The organism is Streptomyces sp. NPDC037301 (assembly GCF_055602785.1).
Genome location: NZ_JBVJWD010000037.1, coordinates 25435 through 44734, shown reverse-complemented (window position 1 = coordinate 44734; position 19300 = coordinate 25435). Strand labels below are relative to the sequence as shown.

7 protein-coding genes are annotated in these 19300 nt (G+C 66.0%); 5 read left to right on the top strand and 2 right to left on the bottom strand.

The features are described 5' to 3' along the window. Nucleotides 1-56: 56 nt before the first annotated feature. From ACZ7IB_RS36620 to ACZ7IB_RS36600, 5 genes are all read left to right on the top strand, one after another. The gene (locus ACZ7IB_RS36620; protein ID WP_470918656.1) at nt 57-509 is read left to right on the top strand and encodes an XF1762 family protein; all 453 of its coding nucleotides are present in this window, start codon (nt 57-59) and stop codon (nt 507-509) included. Nucleotides 510-738: 229 nt separating this feature from the next. Further along, a complete protein-coding gene (locus ACZ7IB_RS36615; protein ID WP_470918655.1) occupies nt 739-2586 on the top strand; it encodes a type IV secretory system conjugative DNA transfer family protein in 1848 nt (615 codons plus the stop codon). Continuing rightward, on the top strand, nt 2579-3157 hold the full coding sequence (locus ACZ7IB_RS36610) for a hypothetical protein (RefSeq protein WP_470918654.1): 579 nt from the start codon (nt 2579-2581) through the stop codon (nt 3155-3157). The genes ACZ7IB_RS36615 and ACZ7IB_RS36610 overlap by 8 nt, the downstream gene beginning before the upstream one ends. 681 nt (nt 3158-3838) lie before the next feature. Then, nucleotides 3839-4429, top strand: a complete 591-nt coding sequence (locus tag ACZ7IB_RS36605) for a hypothetical protein (protein WP_470918653.1) — start codon at nt 3839-3841, stop codon at nt 4427-4429. A 104-nt stretch (nt 4430-4533) separates the two neighbouring features. Further along, nucleotides 4534-4785 (top strand): hypothetical protein, encoded by a 252-nt coding sequence (locus tag ACZ7IB_RS36600; RefSeq protein WP_470918651.1) that lies wholly within the window; start codon nt 4534-4536, stop codon nt 4783-4785. Between the two features lie 22 nt (nt 4786-4807). Here the strand turns inward: ACZ7IB_RS36600 and ACZ7IB_RS36595 are convergent, their stop codons facing one another. Both ACZ7IB_RS36595 and ACZ7IB_RS36590 read right to left on the bottom strand, forming a co-directional pair. Then, on the bottom strand, nt 4808-5632 hold the full coding sequence (locus ACZ7IB_RS36595; protein ID WP_470918650.1) for a 3'-5' exonuclease: 825 nt from the start codon (nt 5630-5632) through the stop codon (nt 4808-4810). An 887-nt stretch (nt 5633-6519) separates the two neighbouring features. Continuing rightward, a complete protein-coding gene (locus tag ACZ7IB_RS36590; protein ID WP_470918648.1) occupies nt 6520-19194 on the bottom strand; it encodes a hypothetical protein in 12675 nt (4224 codons plus the stop codon). Nucleotides 19195-19300: the final 106 nt, after the last annotated feature.

The following is a 19300-nucleotide window of genomic DNA, read 5'->3' as shown; positions in this document are numbered from 1 at the left end:
TACGTGCCCCGCAGCAACGGCGGAGGCTTGGACTCACGAGCCGGTGGTGGTGTGGAATGAGCCTCCACCTGGTGCCCGTGCGGTTTCGCGAGGCCGCGGCATTCGTCCGCGCCTGGCACCGACACCACCCGCCGCCCGCCGGGCAGATCTTTGCTGTCGGCGCCGCTGATGATGACGGGATCCTGCGCGCCGTCGTGATCGTGGGGCGGCCTGTCGCTCGTCGCCTGGACGACCGGGCAACGCTGGAAGTTACTCGTACGTGTAGTGACGGGGTTCGGAACGCGAATTCGCTCCTCTACGGCGCCGCGTGGCGCGCGACGAAGGCGCTGGGTTACACCCGCCTGATCACCTACACCCAGGACGGGGAGAGTGGCGCGAGCTTGCGCGGCGCTAACTGGCGGGTGGTAGCTCAGCGGCGCCCTCGCCGGGGGTGGCACACCCCTTCGCGTCCGCGCGCTGCCCGCGGCACTGAGAATGTCGAGCGCACGCTGTGGGAGGCGATGGGCTGATGCTGCAACCATCCCAAACTGGGCGTCACAGCCTGATGACCACACACACGCACGTCTTGCCGCTGATGACCCCTGACGTGCGCCGGTTCGTCAACGTGCCCACCCCGGGAACCGTGCAACTCCCGGAGGAGGTGCTTCGCGTCTTCACTGAGCCTGCCCCCTGGGCATCTGGCCGGCTCACACACCTCCGCGCACCGGCCCGGAGCCTCCTCGCGTCCGAGGAGGAAGCATGGCGAAGGTAGTCTCCCCCCATTCCGCGAGGGGTCTTCACCTGTACCGGGACGCGTGGTGGATCTTCCTCCTGGCTGCCTTCATGGCCTTGACCCTCTGGGCCTGGCTGGCAGCAGTCCTTTCCGGGCTGCTCTCCAACGGAGTACCCGCCTCGGTGTCCTGGTCCCAGGCCGCAGCCGCACTGACGGAGCTGCTGACGCACCCCGGCGACCCTGCCTCGGCGTTCGGTCAGAAGTCCGGCGTCGGCGCCCCCTTCCCCTTCTATACCCTCATGCTGCTGGAGGCCGGAGCATCCGCCTGGGGCACACGGGCGGCCTGGAGCTGCTGGACACAGTGGCGCGACGAAGGCACCGACGGCCTGGCAACCAGGCAGCAGCTCGAGGATGCGATGGGTGAGGCAAAGGCTCTCTCCCGCCTGTCGGCACTGCGCCCCAGCCTCGCCAAGACCGCAAAACTCTCGGGCGAGACACGGCCAGTGTGGCTGGGCAAAAAGAAGCCGTCGCGAGCGGTCACAGACGTCAAGGTCACAGAAGTCGCCGTTTTCGCAGGAACCGCTATTCCCACCGGCGTCGACCTCTACATTCCATTCGAAGAGACCGTTATTCTCATCGCCCCACCGCGTGAGGGAAAGACATCTCAGCTGATCATTCCCTGGATTCTCGACTTCCCTGGGCCCGTGCTCGCCACATCATCCAAGGTCGATGTTCTCTACGCCACCGCTAAAGCCCGCGAAGAACTCGGCCCCGTCATGGTACTTGACCCTACTGGGCTTTCCGGGTGGCCTGTCCAGCTGAAATGGTCGCTGTGCGACGGCTGCGAGGAGTTTTCGGTCGCACGAAAGCGCGCCGAGACGCTTGCCACTACCACCAAGAGTGACGAAGGCACCAAAAATGGCGGGTATTTCGTGATGAATGCCCAAATGTTGATCACGTGTTGGCTGCACGCTGCCGCATTGGACAACCGTCCCACCTTGGACATCATGCGCTGGGCAACTTCGCCCAACGAACGTGACGCCGTGACCATCCTCGCCAAATACGGTCGCCACGAGCTTTCGCGAGCCCTCGCGGCGCAACACTCTGCCGCACCAGAAGAACGCAGTGCGTCTTGGCGTACCGCCGAGCAATCGTTCCTCGCTTTGTATGACGCCAGCGTCGCCGAGATATTCGGCGGATCAGCCAGCGACGACGACAACTTCAGCATCGAGGGCTGGCTGACAAAGGGGGGAACGGTCTTCCTCATAGGAGAGGAAGAAGAAGGCTCCTCCCTCGCACCGATCATGGCCGCCTTCTCCAGAGCCATTCTGGATACCGGGAAGCGCCTGGCTGCGCGTATGCCCAACGGCCGGCTGGACCCGCCATTGGGAATCCTCGGCGACGAGCTCGCAAATGTCGCGCCTCTTCCACAGATCCCATCCCTCATGTCCGTATCCGGAAGCCAAAATATCTTCATGGCTGCTGTTCTTCAGAACCTGGCACAGGCACAGGAACGCTGGGGAGAGATAGGCGTCAGGAAGATGTTTGCGGCAGCGACTGTCAAGATCATTCTCGGCGGGATCAGTGACGAGCAGGAACTCAAGACCTATTCGGCACTCGCCGGAGAATTCGAGGAGGACACCGAGAGCGTAAGCGACGACGGTGAACGCTCATCCATATCGGTGTCCACGCGGCGCCGTGCGGTTCTTGAACCGGGTGACATCCGCATGATCAAGGAGCGAGAAGGACTCGTCATCCATCGCCGCACTCCCGTCACCCGGGTCCGCTTCCAGCGGATCCATGAAGGAGTTCGTGCCAAGGAGATCGCAGCAGCAACCAAGGAGACTCTGCGGAAGGTGAACTCCGGTGCCTGACCCGCTCGATCCGCTCTTCAAGGCCCTCGAATCCATCAATGACGAGCTCTCCGGCCTCCACATCCGCATGGCCCGGGTCGAGGATCAGCAGTCTCTCGGCGGTGGAGTTGGCGGCCCAGGAGGTGCCGACTCCAACGGTGACGGTCGGCCGGCCGGTACGCCCGTGATCTGGCGCAACCTGGAGGAGCCCGAACGCTCTGAGACGTGGGCCGAGTTCACCTCTTGGGTGATCGATATTGCCGACCAATTCGAGCTCACCGTCGACCAGCTGCCCCGCGATTGCTGGTGGCTTCACGGCAGTGTCGTCGAAGAGCTCACGGCTCTTTGGACAGCCCACCGCTCAGCTTTTGAAGCGAAGGACGATTCCGGGGCCTCTGTATACCTGTGGCATGATGCCTTCGCTCGCGCCCTGGAGCGGATCTCACGGTCCTGGCTTGGAGAATGCACCAACGGATACCACCAACCCCGATCCCGGGAGCGGTGGGGCAGTGACGCCAAGTTCAGAACTGAGGTCATCGCTGCCGGCCCGCCCAGCAGCGGCGGCAGCAGCGTTGCAGTGTCTCAAGACTAAACCTCGCCCTTTCCCATGGGGTGACGCCTGAAGATTGACCAATGAAGCGAGGAGTGTCGCTGGCCTGGTGGGAAGGCCGCACTCCGCAGGTGCAGAATCGTTGCGGGTCGTATCCACGCGTCGGTGACGGTGGCCGCGGCGTGCTGGTGGGCCCGGTGGCTGGGTGGAGCCGAGACCGTCCCCACCGCCCTCGGCCCGTTCTGAAGGACGCAGCCACGGGCCGGTGCGCGTACAGGTCGGCGGTCACGGTTCACTGCGCGGCGGAGGAGTCGGCTGCAGCGATCTGTTCGGGCTGGTGACGGGATGCCAGGTGGCCGGCGTGCCGCGCGGCGGCTGCACCGAATGGCCCGGTTCGCGGGCCATTCGGGCAGGTGGAGCCCTGGGCAGACGCTGGCGCCTACCGGTCAGGCTGCTGGCGCCCTGCCGAGCGTGGCTTTGGGCCCAGCACGGGCCGGTATGGAGACCAACGCCGTTCGTTCCTCTTTCGCGTTGGGGATCTGTGTGCCCCGACGCGGACCCGGTGTTCAGCAGCAGATCCGCTTGTAGGGGTGGCCTGGGAAAGCTGCTGGTGTAGGGGGGCTTTTAGCGGTTGAGGTTCCCTCTGTCGGCCGCCCGCCGACAGAATGACCGGATTAGCATTTTTTACAGGGTCTTGTCGTATCTGTCTGCTGCACTGTGCGCATGCAAGGAACACACTTCTCACAGGCCGGTCACGGCCTTCACGAGGATGACGACACCGACCAGATCGTGCAGTCTCTGCTGGACTGGGAGGAGCGGCGGCTTCTGGCTGCTGCACCGGAGGCCATGGAGGGAGTCGACACATGGCTTGGTCTGGTTGCTGAGCCCGGATTCGTGCGGCGTGCCTCGGTGCTGGCGCGTGCCGCTCCGCTGCACCGCATCGATCAGAGGCAGTCCTGGCAGCAGTTCCCGGCAGATCTCTACGATCCGCGCACTCTCGCTCTGGCGGCGCTGGAGGCGGTCGTGAGCAGGCAGGGCATGGAGGTGGAGGCCACGGGTGGTGAGGAGTTCGACATCTCCTACAGCGACTACCGGGCCGGTCACCACCGAGTGACGGTGTCGTTGCGGCTGCTGGAGGAGGCGTTCGGGCGGCGCGGTCAGGCGGTCCTGAAGGCCACTGCTCCGGCGATCAACCTGCTGCTGGCGGGGCTGGAGTACGACGTGGAGGACGAGCAGGCGGCGACCAGTGGCCAACAGGCTGATCTCGGGGAAGGTGCTGCGCCAGGAAGCTCTCCCCCTGCCCGTGCTGCGTAGTCATCTCGATCGCACAGCCCCGCTGCTGCCCCAGCTACGCGGCCCGCTCCCCCAAAATCCGCTCTCTGCCCTGCGCGAGAAGAGTGAAGAAGGGAAGAGATATCGTGCCCGGCCCTGACCTGCCGCCAGCCGACCGGCCCATGACCGCCGAAGCGTGTCTGCACCGCTGGCCCAGTGCTGTCCAGCGCACTGAACTCATCTACGGTGTACTGCTGTTCACTGGCGACTTCGATGAACGGGACACTGCCATCGCGCAGCGCACCTACCCGGGACGTCGGGTACTCCTGAACTGCGATGGAGGCATCGAGGTGCATCCCGCCGGTACCGGCCCGGCATTGTCGCTGCTCGACCGGTAGCCGCCGACCGCCACGGCGTGCCTCAGCCCAGGCTTGCCAGGTGGCGCAGGCTCCCGAGCAAAGCGCGGCATTTGACAGCCGCGTCATAGGGGCCGCCCAGACGCTGGTCGCGGTAGGCGGAGCGGTCCGCCGACCACATGCCTCTGCCTACGGCGACCGGCCTCATGGCGTCTTCCCACCGGCACGCGTCCAGCCATGCCCGCACCGGTGAGGGGACACGGTGGTGACGTAGCAGCTCGCGTGCGAGCACGGCTTGGTCGAAGCGGGCGTTGTAGGCGACGCAGCGCCGCCCCTGCAGAATGCCAGTCAGATCTGGTAGGAGGTCGCTGAAGGTCGCGGCCCGGGCAACATGGGCGGGAGTGATGCCGTGCAGTGTGCTCGCCGCGCCAGTGATCGGGGCTTGCGGGTCGAGCAGTTCGTTCACCAGGGTGCGACCAGTGCCGTCGATCGCGGCGAACTGAACGGCCCAGGCTTGGCCGAGGCCGGTGGTCTGTACGTCTACCAGCAGCAGTGCTGGATCGGTCAGCAGATCGTCGGCCCATCGGGCGGCCCGCGCACGGGCGGCCAGCCACGATGGCGGCCTGCGAAGGACTCGCACTGCATCGTCCAGGTGCGTGTGCCGTTCAGCCACGCTCTGCACGTGCCACAGTCCGTCGCTGTCGCTGCGGGCATGCAGCGTGCCCAGGTACCGACCGTGCTCGTAGACCGCCCAGCTCGGCTGTTCGGTGTCGATGGGCCTCACGAGGCGCACGGCCACGCCGTCGACTCGGCGGCTGAAAGCATCGCCCCACTCTGCCGGGCTGCCACCGTGTCCGTGGCCGTAGACGTCGCGCGCTGTGGGGGTCATGGGCACGTGTGGCTGGCACCGTTGCGGTGGGCACTCCATGGGCCGATCTTCAGGCGCAGTAGGGCCGGTGGGTCCACACTGGTTACAGGACACGCCGCGATGTCACGCCTTCAGAGCCGTCGCGCTTCTTCCCGCTTTCGGCGGCTGGGCTGCCGTTCCTCAGCCTGCTCCCGCACCAGCAGCTCTACGACCGCCCTGGCTTCCCCCGGCGCTGGCGCGCCCGCGTTCTGTCCCGCCTCGTGGCCGCGACGGCTCCCCGCGGCTACCGAATTCCCGTAAAGGATGGGTTCGGGAGAGCAGCGTAGTAATTCGTGTCGCGGCTGGCGGATGGTGAGTTCTTGGCAGCGTTGTTCACCCGCCTGCGCAATTCGCGAGCGGCACGCTGCCTGCGAAGCCGCTCCAGTCGGCTCCGTTGTTCTGCGTCCAGCGGAGACTCAATCGTCATGTGAAGCTCCGTGAGTGAGAGTGTGGTCGGTCAGAGGATTGGATGACTCTGCTGCCGACTTTCGGTGTGCAGGCTGCTGGTAGTGCCACCGTCGGGATATCTGACGGTATGTGCGCGGCCGACTGGTCCACGAAAGTGCGGGCGTCGCTGATCGGGTCGTTGGTGCTTCTGACTCGGGTTGATCACGCCCGTCGAGCAATTGCCAGCGGTCAGGTCCGCCGCGGGGCGGGCAATTGCGCGGCCGGCCTCGACCAGAGTGTCCAAGGACTCCCCGGAAAGACCGGTCTCTTCCGGAGTCGGGTAGCGGCGCCAAATGACGTCGATGGCGTTCCGAGTACTTTGCCACCGGCCGCGCCCGTGGTGGTTCGTACCAGGTTGGGGTCTTGGACAGGAGCTGGGATGCTCATTTCGCACCTCCTGTAAGCGGTGGATGAGCTCAAACTCAGTAGGTCGGCCCGGTTGAGACCGGCTGATGCGTCGCCGCGCGTTGGGCTTCGGTGATCTGCGGGTCGGCGTTCTTGAGGCCGGTGGCAGGCGGGCGGGGATTTCGGAGGGGACCCCTCAGCCGATGCATGTGGTTTGCGGCCTCGGACAGTTCGGAGACCCTGTCGTGCAGGGCCTTCTCAAGAGGGTCTTCTTCCGGGCCAGCTGCCTGCGTGGCGGGCACGTCTACGCGTGCTGGTGGCGGGGTGGGGCTGGGCACCGGGGGTCTGTTCAGCCGCCGCTCGACGTCGCTGTCACTTCTCACGTTCACCGCTCGGGGAGCACGCCCGGTCAGGGGGCCGACGATGTTGGAGGCTTCAAGCAGCTGCAGCGTGTGATTGGCGAGGTCATAGGGCATCTGGTGGTCGAACGCGGCCTGAATGGCCACGGGTGACGCGCTGCCTTGCCGGGCGACAGCGAGGGCCGCTGTACGCAGGACACTGCGTGTGATGAGGCCGGGGGGGTAGTCACGTTCGGCGGGATTTCCGGCGAGTCGAGCTTGGTAGGCCTGAGCAGCGCGGGTGTAAAGGTCGGCGCGGGGATCGTTCTCTGACTTCTTGCGTAGCTGCTCAGCGCGTGCATGCAGGGAGCTGATCAAGTCGCTGTACGCCTTGGTTATGTTCGGTAGGGGCGGGGCTCCCGCCACCAGGTGGCTCTCCGCGGGGATCAGGTCGCCGGGGGCGGGGCCGTACTTCTCCTCGTGGTGAACGAACCACTGGGCGCGGTTGAGGACCCAGTCTCTCTGTAGGGCGGCGCGCATGTCGCTGGTGAGGGACGGGTTAGCCATGTGTTTTTCGAGGGAGCGTTGGTTGTGGCTGAGGTCCTGCAGGCGGCGGTCGCGGTGGGGGGCTGGGAGTTGGTCGTCGGGGGTGGGTGTTCCGGGGCGCGGGGCTCCGCGCAGGTGTGCGATGAACCGCTCGATGTTCCGGCTGATCAGGTCGGGGAGGTGGAGTCGGGTGGCTAGAGTGCTCAGGAATTCGCTGGTGCGGACGATGATGCGCAGGGCGCGGTTCATCAGCGGATTTTTATTGGCGTTGTGGAGACGGCGGATCTTGGGCAGTGTGCCCTCGATCTGGCCGACGAGGTCGCTGAGGCTGGAGTAGAGGCCGGGCGGAAGCGCGTCCTGGTGCGGTGAGAACGACTCAAGGCTCAGTCGCAGGGCGGCTTCTTCTGCGCTGAGTTCTTCCTCGGTGACGGGCCCGGTTTTCGCGGTGTTCGGTGGTTCGTGTGTGGTCGGCGTGGGCGCAGCAGTGGGGTCCTGCTGACCGGGCGTGTCCTGGGCTGTTGCCGTGATGGGCGCGTGGTGTGCGGTGTTCGGTGGTTCATGTGTGGCTGGGGCAGTCTGCTCGCTGGGCGTCCCTTGGGAGGTCGCGGCCGTCTCGGCGTCCTCGTCCAGGCTGCGGACTGCGGCTCGCAGCTCCTGGAACGTCTCTTCAAGGGCTGTCACCTGGATCGGATCGGCGTCCGTGGCCGGGGTTGTGCTGGTTGGGGGGCTGGGTTGGTAGGTCCATCCTTCGGAGCCGAGCCGGATCCACCGGTGGCCGTGTTCGGCAAGGTGGATAAGGGCCTCGGCGGGTCGCTGGCGGGCGAAGAGCGCGACGGCCTCCTGGGCGCGTGCGAGTTCCTGCTCGGTTGGTTCCGGGTCGGCGTGCAGCTCGGCATAGGCGTGGAGGAGTTCGATGAGTTCGGATTTGGTGATACTGGTGTCGAGTTGATCGTCGGGCAGAATTCGGTCCAGTTCGTCGAACCAGGGTGAGGAGAGCACGGCTGCGGTGCTCGCCGAGGTGAATGCCTGCCATTCGAGCGTTGCCAGGAGTCGTGAGCCGATCAGTCGGGTGAGGTCGCTGTGTGGCAGGCGCACGGGATTTTCTGGCGGGGTTCCGAACCAGATGACGAGTGCCGGATGGTCGGTGTCCAGCGCTTCGGCACTGGTGGCCATGGGAATCGTGCGAAGTGTTCCGTAGGGCCTGGGCTGGTCGGCGTCTGCTCGGCGGGCAAGGCGGTGGGCGTCCAGCAGCGCGTTGAGTTCTTTGCTCAGCCGCGACGACGCAACAACACGGTGGGTGGTCTGGTATAGGTTCCGTCCTTCTGGCTCCAGGGTGAGTTCGAAGGTACCCAAGTGCCTGTCGACCGCGTCAGGCCGGGGCTCTTCCGTGGCCGTTTGCGCGGTGCCAGCCAGGGTGGCGGCGGTCTGGGTTGATGCTGTCGGTTCCCCTGGCGTTTGCTGCCCCGGGGAGTCGGATGCTGGGACATCTACTGTCGGGCTGGTCGCGGCTGAGGGATCCGCCCTTCCCTTGATGAGGTGCGGCCACCATGCCTGTGCGCGCTCGCTCTCTTCCGTATCGACGAGGCCGAGACGCGCGTTCAAGTCACGGCCGGTTGCTTGTGCCATGCCGTGAATGGCGGCCGTGGCTGCGGCGAAGTGCGCTACCGGTTCTGGTGTGTCTTTGGCGAAGAGGGACCCGTCCCAGCCGAGCACTTGGTGCAAGGCATGACGGACTCCCCCGGCTTCCATCTTCGCTGCTGCAGCCCGGTCCATCGTGGTGCCGATGATCTGTGCGAGAGTCCTGGTGAGTTCGCGGACCAGGTCCGCCTCCGCGGTTCGAAGCTGGTGCAGCGCTGCCGCCGCGGCTTCCGGCGAAGCGCTGTCCAGACCCGGCGGGATCGAAATATCGGCGAGCACTTCGTCGAGCCTTGTACGAACGACTGGGAGGAATTCCTGGATGGCGATGCGCATTTGGCCAGCTGCGTCGGCGATGAGCTGTTGCTTTTCATCGCGGCGGCTGTTGGCTGCCACGTGCTGGCGTACGTGGTCGGTGTTGGCGTCGAATTGGGCGAGCGGATGCAGCTCGGACCAGTAGCTCGCGGCCGTGCGGGCTTCCGCTTCATTGCTGAGGCCGAGTCCGAGGGCCTGGATCGCGTCGTTGGCGACATTGGGCAGGGCAGCATGCTGATCTGAGGCCACTCGCGCCAGGTTGGTCAGGTGGCGCTGGAAGTAGGTGTCGGGGATGCGGACGGCATAGCTCCGACTATCGCTTGTGTCGGAGCCGACGGGCGTGGAGGGCTGTGCTTGCTCGTCTGTTGTCGGTGGGCGGGTCACGTGTTCTCCAGGTAGCGGGGAGTCCGGGGCGTTGCGTGTCACTTCGCCGGCGGCGAGTTCTTCTGCGCGCTGACGCACCGTTTCGCGCCAGTGGTCGTCTGCCGTCCTCTCGCTTGGTCCGATGAGGATCCTGGCGAGTGTGTCCCTCAGCGGTACATTCCAGGGTTCCTGGGCGACGCGTCGGGCGTGGGTGAGGGCGAAGGTTTCGAGCTCGCCGCGGGCGGGCTCGCGTTCCCGTGCGGCCTCCAGGTATTCCCACAGCCGGTCGGCGACGATCTTGGCCGCAGCTGCGTTTCTGGTGTTCTCGTCCTCGACTGTCGGATCCCAGTTGAGGACGAGGTCGGCGTCGATGACGGCGTCCAGGAGCGGTTGCCGACTGCCTTCTATTTGATGGAGTACTTCACGCGGTCCCTGGTCGGAGTTTTCGTGGATGTCGCCGAAGTCGTTGGCTCCTGCCGGTTTGACGACAAGGACGCCGCCTGGCAATGAAGCGACCAGGTGCCAGTTTCGAAGGAGCGCCTTTTCAGCAGCTCTGTTCTTGTCATTGTTGAGGAGCCAGATCAGGGGCCGGCCTGGCGTGCAGAATTCCTTGAGTACCTTGACGTGCTCGGCTGTCAGTGATGTCCCGCAGGTTCCCACCGCTGCCGGCAGGGGCTGACCGGCGGCCTGGTGCGCGGCGTCAACGGCCATGAGTTCGAAGGGGCCCTCGCCGAGGTAGATGGGCCCCTGGGTGGTCCTCAGACGCTCCATCCCCAGAAGGACCTTGCTCTTTTGGTAGAGCGTTGGCCCGTGCGGCGACGCGGCAGCCGTGTTCAGGTACTTGTGGTCCTTGGGATCGCCTAGCGTTCGACCGGTGAATCCGATCACGCGCCCATCAAGGTCACGCACGGGCCACATGAGGCGATGCCAGAATGCGTTATTAAGGCGATCGGTCTCTTCGTTGAGTCGCAGCAGCCCCGTACGGAGGAGTTCCTGATCCGTGTAGCCACGTTCTCGGAGCTTGTCGGTGACCGTGGCATGGCGGCTTCGGCGCGCGTGTCCGACTCCCCACTGGGCGACCAATTCGCCCTGGAGGTCGTGGCCACGCCGTCGGGTGAGGTAGTTGGCTGCTGCCTTTGCCTCCTGGGTCGACGACTTGAGTTCAGCGGCGAAGAGCTCGGCCGCTGCCTCCATGAGCTGGTAGAGGCGGTCCTTGTCTGTGACGACTGCGGTGTCTGGTGAGGAGGTTGTGGGGTCGTTCAGGGTGGCCTGGCCCTGCTGTTGCGTCACGCGGACATCCACGGCGTAGCGCGCGAGCTCTGGGTCGCCGCCGTCGGTGACGTGGTCATTGATGCCGGCGCGGATCAGACGCGCTATTTCGCCGTCGAGGTCGTCGTCTCCCGTGGTGGCGTGTGTGATCACGAGGTGGTGGCTGTCCTGATGAGTTCCGACCAGGTCGGGTGCCAGGCCTGTGCCCTCCACGGCGGTTTGGGCGATGTGGAGGAGCCGTTCGCTCACCGCGCCGGGTATCGGAGCGGGCTCCTGGGAGGGTGTGGGCTGCGCTGCGTCTGGCGGCGATGTGCTGGGGGTGAGGCGTGTGGGGGTCTCGGGCTGGGGAGCGGGCCCACCGGATGGCTTGGGTGCTGTGACGGGGGCGGACTCAGCGATACCCGGTGCCGGCCGGACGGACGTGTCCTCGGGCGTGGTGGCCGTCATAAGGGCTTGAGTCTCCTTACGGGTGTCGTCGGTGCGCTGGCTGGAAGGCTGAGGTGTTGCAGCGTCGCGGGGCTCGGTTTGCGCAGGATCATGGCCCGGGTTGGGGCGGGATACCTCTCCCTGGGGGAACTCACCGGTGCCGTTCGGGCTGGTCTGGGGGGTGCCAGGGGCGAGCGCGCGCAGACTTGTGAGAACCGGCTCGTGCGCGCTGGCCCACTGCTGAGTTGCCTGCAGCAAGGCATCGGGGCTGAGGTCCGTCAGGTCGGCCTGGCAAAGGTAGGCGAAGCACTGGTCCGCGCCGCCCTCGCTGAGGCCGAGGTAGAGCGCCCGTCTGGCGGGCGGAACCTTCGTGGCTTCCTGTGAGGCTGCTTCGCGGAGCAGGTAGATGGGCTGGCCGTGCAGGTGTCCGTACAAGGACGCCTGTTGAGGCGGCGTCTCGGCGGCTAGCGCGGCGTTCAGGTCCTGGTGCAGTTGTCGGGCAGCTTCCTCGGGTACTTGGTGAACGCGGCCGTCGTCCAGTTGCAGCACCGGCGCGGGGGCCGCCTCCGGCGTGGAGGGGGCGGGCGGCGAGGGTGGTTGTGTGTTGTGAGCAGGCGCAAGATCCGGGGCAACCGGGGCGGGGTTTTCGTTGTCGGGGCGCGGGGTCTTGTGAGAGGTGTCTTCTGCCTTTTCGTTCCGTACGAGTTCTTCGCCGCGGGCTGTGAGGTAGGGCAACAAGGGCTGTGTGCCGTGCGGAGTGTTGACGCGCGTGTCCGCCGGGATCTGTGCGCCCCGTGCTTCTTCCCACTGGCTTCGCGCTTGATCGGCGGTGGTCGCGGCGGCTGCTTGGTCGGCCAGTCGTTGGGCGTGTTCCTGTAGCGGGCCCGTCTCTGAGCCTCGGCTGGTGGGTGTCTGCGGCGCGGGCGGTTTCCCCTCCCGCGCAGTGTTGACAGGGCTGCTGGGGTTCTCGTCGGGTTCATCGGTTGCTACGCGTTTCGCGCCGTCCGTAGTTGCGGGATGGGGCGGAGCTTGGCGTTCACGAGGCTCGGTGCCGTCCGGGCCGGCGGGGGCTGGCGGAGCAGTGAGCTTTGGGGGCGTGGGTTTGGGAGGCGTGTCGCCGCCGATGCTGTCTGGGGCTGCGGCGGTCTGTTCCCCCGTTGTCCCATCGTCAACTGCTGCGGCGGACGAAGTTACGGCGGAGGTCGGAGGCATGCTGGGAGCGGGAGCAGGCTCTGGCTCACGAGCGGTGTCCGGAGTGGGCTGGGCCGGGGGCCTTTCTGATTGCGTTGCGGGCCCGCCCCCTGAGTCGGCCATGTGAGCTGCCTGGTCAGGGAGTGCCCGAGTGCCGTTGTCGGTGGTGGGCTGAACGATTTGCGCGGCCGTTTGAGAGGTTGGCGAAGGGTGGCTAGGGATCCAGGTCTCCTCCTGCCCGGCAGCGTGTTCACGCAGGCGGACGATTGTGTCGGGGGGTGCAACGGTGAGCTGGTCGACGAGTGAGTGCCGGTGCTGATCGGTGGTGAGCAGGCGCAGGTGGGCGAGGTGAAGGGCGTCGTCATCATCGCGGCCTGTGATCTGGGCGCGGATGCGCGAACCGGGCAGCAGCGGCGAGGGAAGGTTGAGGTGGGGGGCGATGTCGGGGTCGACGTCGGCGGCATCGAACTCGATCCAGCCGTCCTGTACGGCCCATGCGGCCTGGCGGTCGGCGTAGATGGTCCCGGCAGCGTCGGTGAGGGGCTGGGCGACATCGCTGGGGATGAGGGCACCGCGGGCCAGGTGGACGCGTTCACCGTCGTCAAGGGTCAGGGAGACAAGACCGTTGGATGCAAGGTGGTGATCACGGATCGCAGAGAACGTCACGGCGTCATCGACTTCGAGCAGGATGCCGTCGCCGTCGATGAGCTGGTCGGCCCACTGCTTTCCGGCCGGGGGTTCGGGCCGGTCCTGGGTGTCCTCGAAGAGCGTGTAGAACTTGGAAACCACCGAATCGGTTCGGGCATGGGCTCGGTCGAAGCCAGCGCGCTCGGCGAGTAGCGCCAGGTAGAGAGAGCCGCCTTCGGAATCGCGCCAGGTCGAAGCGACAGTCGCGAACTCGGGCGAAGCAAAGTCCATGCCTCCAGGCTCAGTGGGCGGGAATCGGGCCACGAGGTGCTCAGCAAATCCACGGGCCTGGTCTGCGTCTGTGAGTTCCGCGAGAGGCAGCGGGTGATCCTCCACGCCAAGCACTTGGTCGGCATGGATCGTCATCGCCGTCGTGGCGGGGAACAGCTCCCACCCGAAATCTCCGTGGTGCATGGCGAATTGCCCATCGGCCACCAGTTCCAGGGTGCTGAAGTCCGGTACCTGAACCAGCTGTGCACCGCTCTGGTAGAGCTGAGCAAGAAGCCGGGTGGTGATCGGCCGGCCGTCATCGGGACCGGTGACGGCCGGATGGGTATCGGGGTGCCCGATGAGCACAGCGCTCGACTCCTCGTGGAAGGCCGTCTTGTCGGCTCCACGCGGGCCAGGGTAGGTGAACTCAAGGCCAAACCGTGCCCGGCGTCCCCGTCCCCGGGTGGCGAGTCTGATGGAGGTGATGCCGTACAGATCGGTGCGAGTCGTGCCGCGCGAGCGGCGTTCGATACCCAGTTGGTCTCCGTGCCTGACGGCACCGGCAGGAATCGCGGCGTGCAGGGCGCCGATGGCTTCGGCGCGGTCTAGAGCCTCCCAGCGGGCCACCTCGGAGGCACCTTCGGTACCTGGGTAGCGCGGTCGTCCGGGAAGCGATATGAGGGCGGGGTGAATGATCTCCCGGGATCCGTCGCGGTACCGCACCGCCTGCCAGTGGCCCGTACCCCAGGGCGGCGCGGCAGTTCCTTCGGAGGTGGCCTCGGTGTCGGCGCCTTCTTCTGTGGGTGCATGGACGAGGAGCGGTGTGCCTTCGGGGTACAGGAGACGGGCGGGGCGCAGTTCCGTGTCGGCGAACTGGTTGCGGGCCGTGGTGGGTGCTGCTGGTCCGGGGTCTGAGGGCGTGTTCGAATCGTCCGCGTTCTGTGGGGGGGCGTGGTTCGGTGTGCTCTGTTCTTCTTGTGTGGTGGGAATGCCACGGTCTTGAGTGGTGGCGGCGTCGAGGGTTTCGGACTTGGCTGAGTGCGGTGGGTCAGCTGTTTCCTGAGTGACGTCGGTCAGCTCAGGTTGTGCGGCTTGTACGGCGGTGATGGTGAGCAGGGGGACATCATCGGCCGCGGTTGTCCAGGGATCAGTCGCTGGCGCCTGGTCGGCCACGTTCTGCGGCAGGTCATCCTGATCGGTAACCGGCATGTAGGCGTGGTTGTCGTACTGACTGTTCTCGGCTTGGGGGGTGGCCTCCGCTTGCCCGAGGATGGGTAGATCATCGAGCGGTGTCGTCCATCCTGTGTCAACGGTCCTGGCTGGGCTCTTGCCGTCCTGCTCCTGCCCGCCTGCCCTATCAGGGTTGACGTCGGAGGCCTTGGGTGCCGTTTCCTGGTCCTCGGGGTGTTTCGTCGCACCGATGCCAGATGAGGGCGCTACACCTGCCGTCGGAAGGTTCCCATCCAGCGGCGGCATCTGCTCTTCGGCGCCCTGTCGCGGTGTGGAAGTGGGGGCCTCCGAAAAGGTTCCGAACCCGTCATCAGGCTCGGGCGGTTCGGGGACTTCGTCACGCACTTGGATAAGGACTTCTTCAAGCGTACGTCCGCTCGCGTCCCGGAAGAGTCTTGCCCTTTGGTCCGCCCACGGGTCCGACCAGGGGAAGAGGAAGCCGGCGGCATCGGTGATGTCGGCCATGGCTTCAGCAAGGGCCTCGGCGTGGTAGCGGGACTTCGCCCACGTCCCCTTGCCGAAACCGTGCAGCCGGTGGGGGGCGCGGACCTGCCAGTTTCCAGGCCTGACCTGGACGACGGCCAGCCGCCCGTCGGCTGCTGGGATCAGCAGGTGCTGAGCGTCGGAGCGTCGGGCCATAGACCGGCAGAAGGCTGCTTGCCTGTCCTCGGCGGCCCGGTCTTGGCCTCTCGGTCGGGCCTGAGCATCTTTGAGATGGTCGATCAGGTCGTCTGAGGTTGCAAACTGCTGGTCAAGGATGGGCGGGAGCCGTGTGGGAGCCGGGGACGTGCGGGGGGTGTCTGCAGGCCGCCGGTTCTCCTGAGCGCGGGCCAGGGCGCGTCGTCGGTCGTCGACACGCAGAAGGAGTGTCGCTGTCGCCTCGGTCTGTACATCAGGGGCAGCAGCGGTGCTCCAGGCGTCGAGTTCGGCAAGCTCCCTGGTGATGTCCTCCATGTCCAGCTCCCGTACGGGTCCGCCGATCGGAGGTTTCGCAGGGTACTGGGCGGGTGGTGTGAGCTCGTTGTGCTGTGGTACGTCGAGTGCCGTGGTGCCCTGGCCGTCCCGTCGCCGGGCAATGACTTCTGTGTAGTTACAGTGACGACCGGTCTTCAGCTTGAAGACATAGGGCTTAGCCACGTCTACCGTGTGCCAGTTGTACGGGTCGGTGATGAGAAGCACCTCATCGTTCTTGGCGAGGCGTGTTTCCCAGCGGTCGTGAAGGTCGGGGTACTTCAGTTTGACGAGTTTCTGGCGTAGATCCTCGGGGACGTCCCAGCGCGGGTTCGTTGGGGCGTGTTGCGGATCCGCAGTGGGGTGGGGCTCTGCTTGTTGGTCGGCGGTGGTTTCGATGGCGCGGACGTCCTTGTGTGTGATGACCAGGTGCCGTCCGTCCGGTGTATCGGTTCGCCAGCTGCCGTCGAGTCGCTGGTGGCGCACAGTGACGGTGACGAAAGCTGCGGAACCTTTGGTGTTGTCCGCTCTGTAGGGGGACTCGGGGTCATGGATGCGGACGCGCTGTTCCTCTTCCATCAGTGCCTCGTTACCCTGCGTGGGAAGCGTCCACTGCGTGGTGGGCGCGGCCTGGTGAAGATGGACGCGGTCAAAGCGCTGGTCTGGGGTCTCCAGGGAGACACTTGCAAGAACGGTCGTCTTCTGGTTCTTGTCGATCTTGCGTTTCAAGATCGTGCCAGCTACATGGAATTCCTGGCGGACTCTCAGTTCCGGCATTCCCTCCTGGTGCCAGAAGTGGATCAGGTTCCCGTCTGCTGTGACGGCGACAGCTGGCTGTTCTGTGGCGATCTTCGCTTTCTTGCCGCGCCGGCGGGTGGTCAGCCGCTCTCCTCGGGTATCAGCAGGGGTGCCCGGTTCCACGATGCGTGCGAGGGCTTCGGTGCTTTCAGTGACTCTGCCGAGGTACTCACCTTGTGCCGGGCGGGTGTAGCGGGTGGTCGCCCCTTCAGGCGGCTCCATGCGGGCGGCAGGATCGCTGTTGAGCTTGTGGGCTGCCTTGCGCGCCGTGCCCTCAGCCCTGTCTCCGGTGAAGAAGCACTCGATGACGCTGTTGTCCGCCCAGGTCCACGGGATGCTGTGGTCCTGGGTGTCCACGACGATCCAGGCCTTCTGCGCCTTGGTACGGACGGCTTGGTAGCGGTTGGAACCATCACCAGCCAATGGGACGGTCGGTGTCGTTGTCGGTTTGGGGGGCGTCGAGGAGGCCGCCGTAACAGGGGCCGGTGTGGACTCTGCGGGGGTCTGGCTCTCGGCAGCCGGTCTCAGTGTTGTCCGGCCATCGTTAGCTTCGGCGGGTTCGGCGACAGACGGTTCGCCGTGAGACAGCGCAGTCTGCTCGTCTCTCCCAGCAGCGTCCTGGGAGCGGAGGGGCTTGTGGGAGCTGACGTCCGCTTGAGGCTTGTTCGACTGATCGTCGCTGGGGCCAGTCCGGGTTTGCCCCGCCTTCTCGGCCGCTTTCGCGGCCTTCGCGGCCTCCCGGGCCGCGCGTCTGGCCTCTTTCGCCGCCTTTGCAGCTTCCCGTTCCTCACGTTTCTCCCGGATCTGCTCGGCCTCCGCCATGAGCGCCGCCCGCACATCCGGGATGGGCAGTCCCTTGTCGACCGCTGGAGCGACCAGATCCCACGTGAGCTCGTACGCCCGCTCCTGCCAGTCAGTCCACCACCCCTTGCCCGATACCTTCCACGCCTCACGGGCTGCCTCGTAGGCCGAGAAGTCGTGCAAGCCGCCGCCCGTGAGGCGGTAGGTGAGATGTTTGGCGCAGATCACCACGCGCCCTTCACCTTCCACCTCAACAAGGAACCGGGGTTCATGCTTTTTGCAGCTGCCCAGGTGGTTGGGGCCGCCGGTCGCGCAGTCCTCTTTCATCCCCCAGTGGGACTTCAGGATGGTGAGCCGCTCGGTGGGGAGATCGTGGAACCCTTGCTGGGTGATGCAATAGATCGCGTAGTCCCATTTCATTCCGTCGCTGTAGCGGCGGGTTTCGTTCTCTGGGAGCCCACCCCATGGGCCGATCATGTAGCCCCAGGGGAAGTCGCCGATGCGGCCTTCCCGCCCGTAGCGCGTGACCTTCCAGAAGCCTTCTTCGAGCTTTGTCACCTCGGCGTCGAGGCTGAATGGCACGACGGCGTCGGGGTCGATCGGGTGTCGGGCCCAGCGGCCTTCTGCCAGTGCGCGTGATGCACCGTCCCGGCGCATCCACGACAGGACGTAGTCGAGGTCCGGGTGGTGCTTCCCGATCCAGCGGTATAGGTTGCCTCCGGGCGCATCCGGAAGATGCCCCACTGCCCAGTGCGTATCGCCCTTCTTCTCACCCCATGGCTTATTGCAAAGGCGGTAGACGTGTCCTTGGGCATTTGCGAACTGCCAGCTGTTCGCGTTCACTTGGACGGCTGTTTCGCCGTCCAGCAATGCCCCTGGAAACGACCGGACCTCGTCTGCGGAGAGTTCGATGCGGACTAGTTCCGACTCGTTGACCTGCTCCGAGCCCTTCTCGAGCCCGGATGCCGCGTCCTCCGGCCACGATACGGTCAGCTCTTGGCCCGGGCTCTTGGCCATGTGCGGCTTCTTTTCGGGGTGCCGCTTCACAGAGGTCACTCTGACCGGACGGCCCTTCCACATCGCCCGGTCTTCGGTCGTCCAGTACAGCGGCGCTGCGGCTGGCTCCGTACCGGTCGACGGCTCCGGGGCCGTGTGACTGCTAGGAGTCAGGGTGCTGGCCGGGTTGTGTCCGTCGGCCGGGGCAGTGCCCGGCCCAGGTGCGGTCAGGGGCTGATCTCTGTTGCCGTCCAGTTGGCTGGGCTCTGTCCCGGCTGCGAGTCCGGTGTGCTGGTCCGTGTCGGGGCTGTCCTCTGCGGCTTGTTGGCGTGCCCAGGTGATGACCTGGTCCCATCCGGGGAAGTCTTTGACAGCGCCGGATTGCCCGGAGACGCTGAGACGGTGCGTTCCGGCGTTGTCGGCGTCGCTGCCGGCTTCGATCATTTCGACGATGAAGCCGACGCCACCGGTAAGGAGGTCCCACAGGGGGCCTGAGCTGAAGCCGCCCTGCCGGTCCTTGGCCCGCTTGGCCTTGGTGATGTGTTCGCCCTCGCTCAGCTGCGGGGTGAGGGCGTTGAGCTGCACCTCGTAGGAGAGCAGGGATTCTGCTTCCGCATGGGCGGCCTGATCATTCGACTGGGTGTGGCGGTCGGTCGGTGTCAGGGCGGTGCGCGGCGCGGTGAGGTCGGGCGTATCCGCTGTCCGGGGCTGCAGGGGGGCCCCGGGCGATCGTCCGGTTCCGGCGGTCGGGTGGGGTATGTGATCAGGGGTTTGCGCAGGCAGCGAGGTGAGGGGGTCTCCGCGGGAGGCCGGGGCGGTACGGCTTGGTTCGCCCTCGGCAGGTGAGTCATCCCCCTCTTCTTTTGCGGCGTTCTCAGCGGCGGCGAGGGGGTCGGGGGATGTTCCGAGGACTGGGAGGTCGTCGAGCGGTGTCTGCCAGCCTTCTGCTGCGTGGGCACGCGCGGGATCGGTGAGTTCGACTGGTCCGTCGGTCATGGTGTCCTCCTCGACTTCTCGCCGATCTGCTCAGCTCAGGTCCATGTCCCGGGGCGTACTGTGATACGGCTGCACGTGGGGGTAGTACGGCCCCAGACGCGCGAGC

Excerpts from the sequence above, each read along its gene's own strand:
- ACZ7IB_RS36620 (WP_470918656.1), top strand. The coding sequence starts at position 57 with ATGAGCCTCCACCTGGTGCCCGTGCGGTTTCGCGAGGCCGCGGCATTC.
- ACZ7IB_RS36615 (WP_470918655.1), top strand. The coding sequence starts at position 739 with ATGGCGAAGGTAGTCTCCCCCCATTCCGCGAGGGGTCTTCACCTGTAC.
- ACZ7IB_RS36605 (WP_470918653.1), top strand. The coding sequence starts at position 3,839 with ATGCAAGGAACACACTTCTCACAGGCCGGTCACGGCCTTCACGAGGAT.
- ACZ7IB_RS36595 (WP_470918650.1), bottom strand. The coding sequence starts at position 5,632 with ATGACCCCCACAGCGCGCGACGTCTACGGCCACGGACACGGTGGCAGC.
- ACZ7IB_RS36590 (WP_470918648.1), bottom strand. The coding sequence starts at position 19,194 with ATGACCGACGGACCAGTCGAACTCACCGATCCCGCGCGTGCCCACGCA.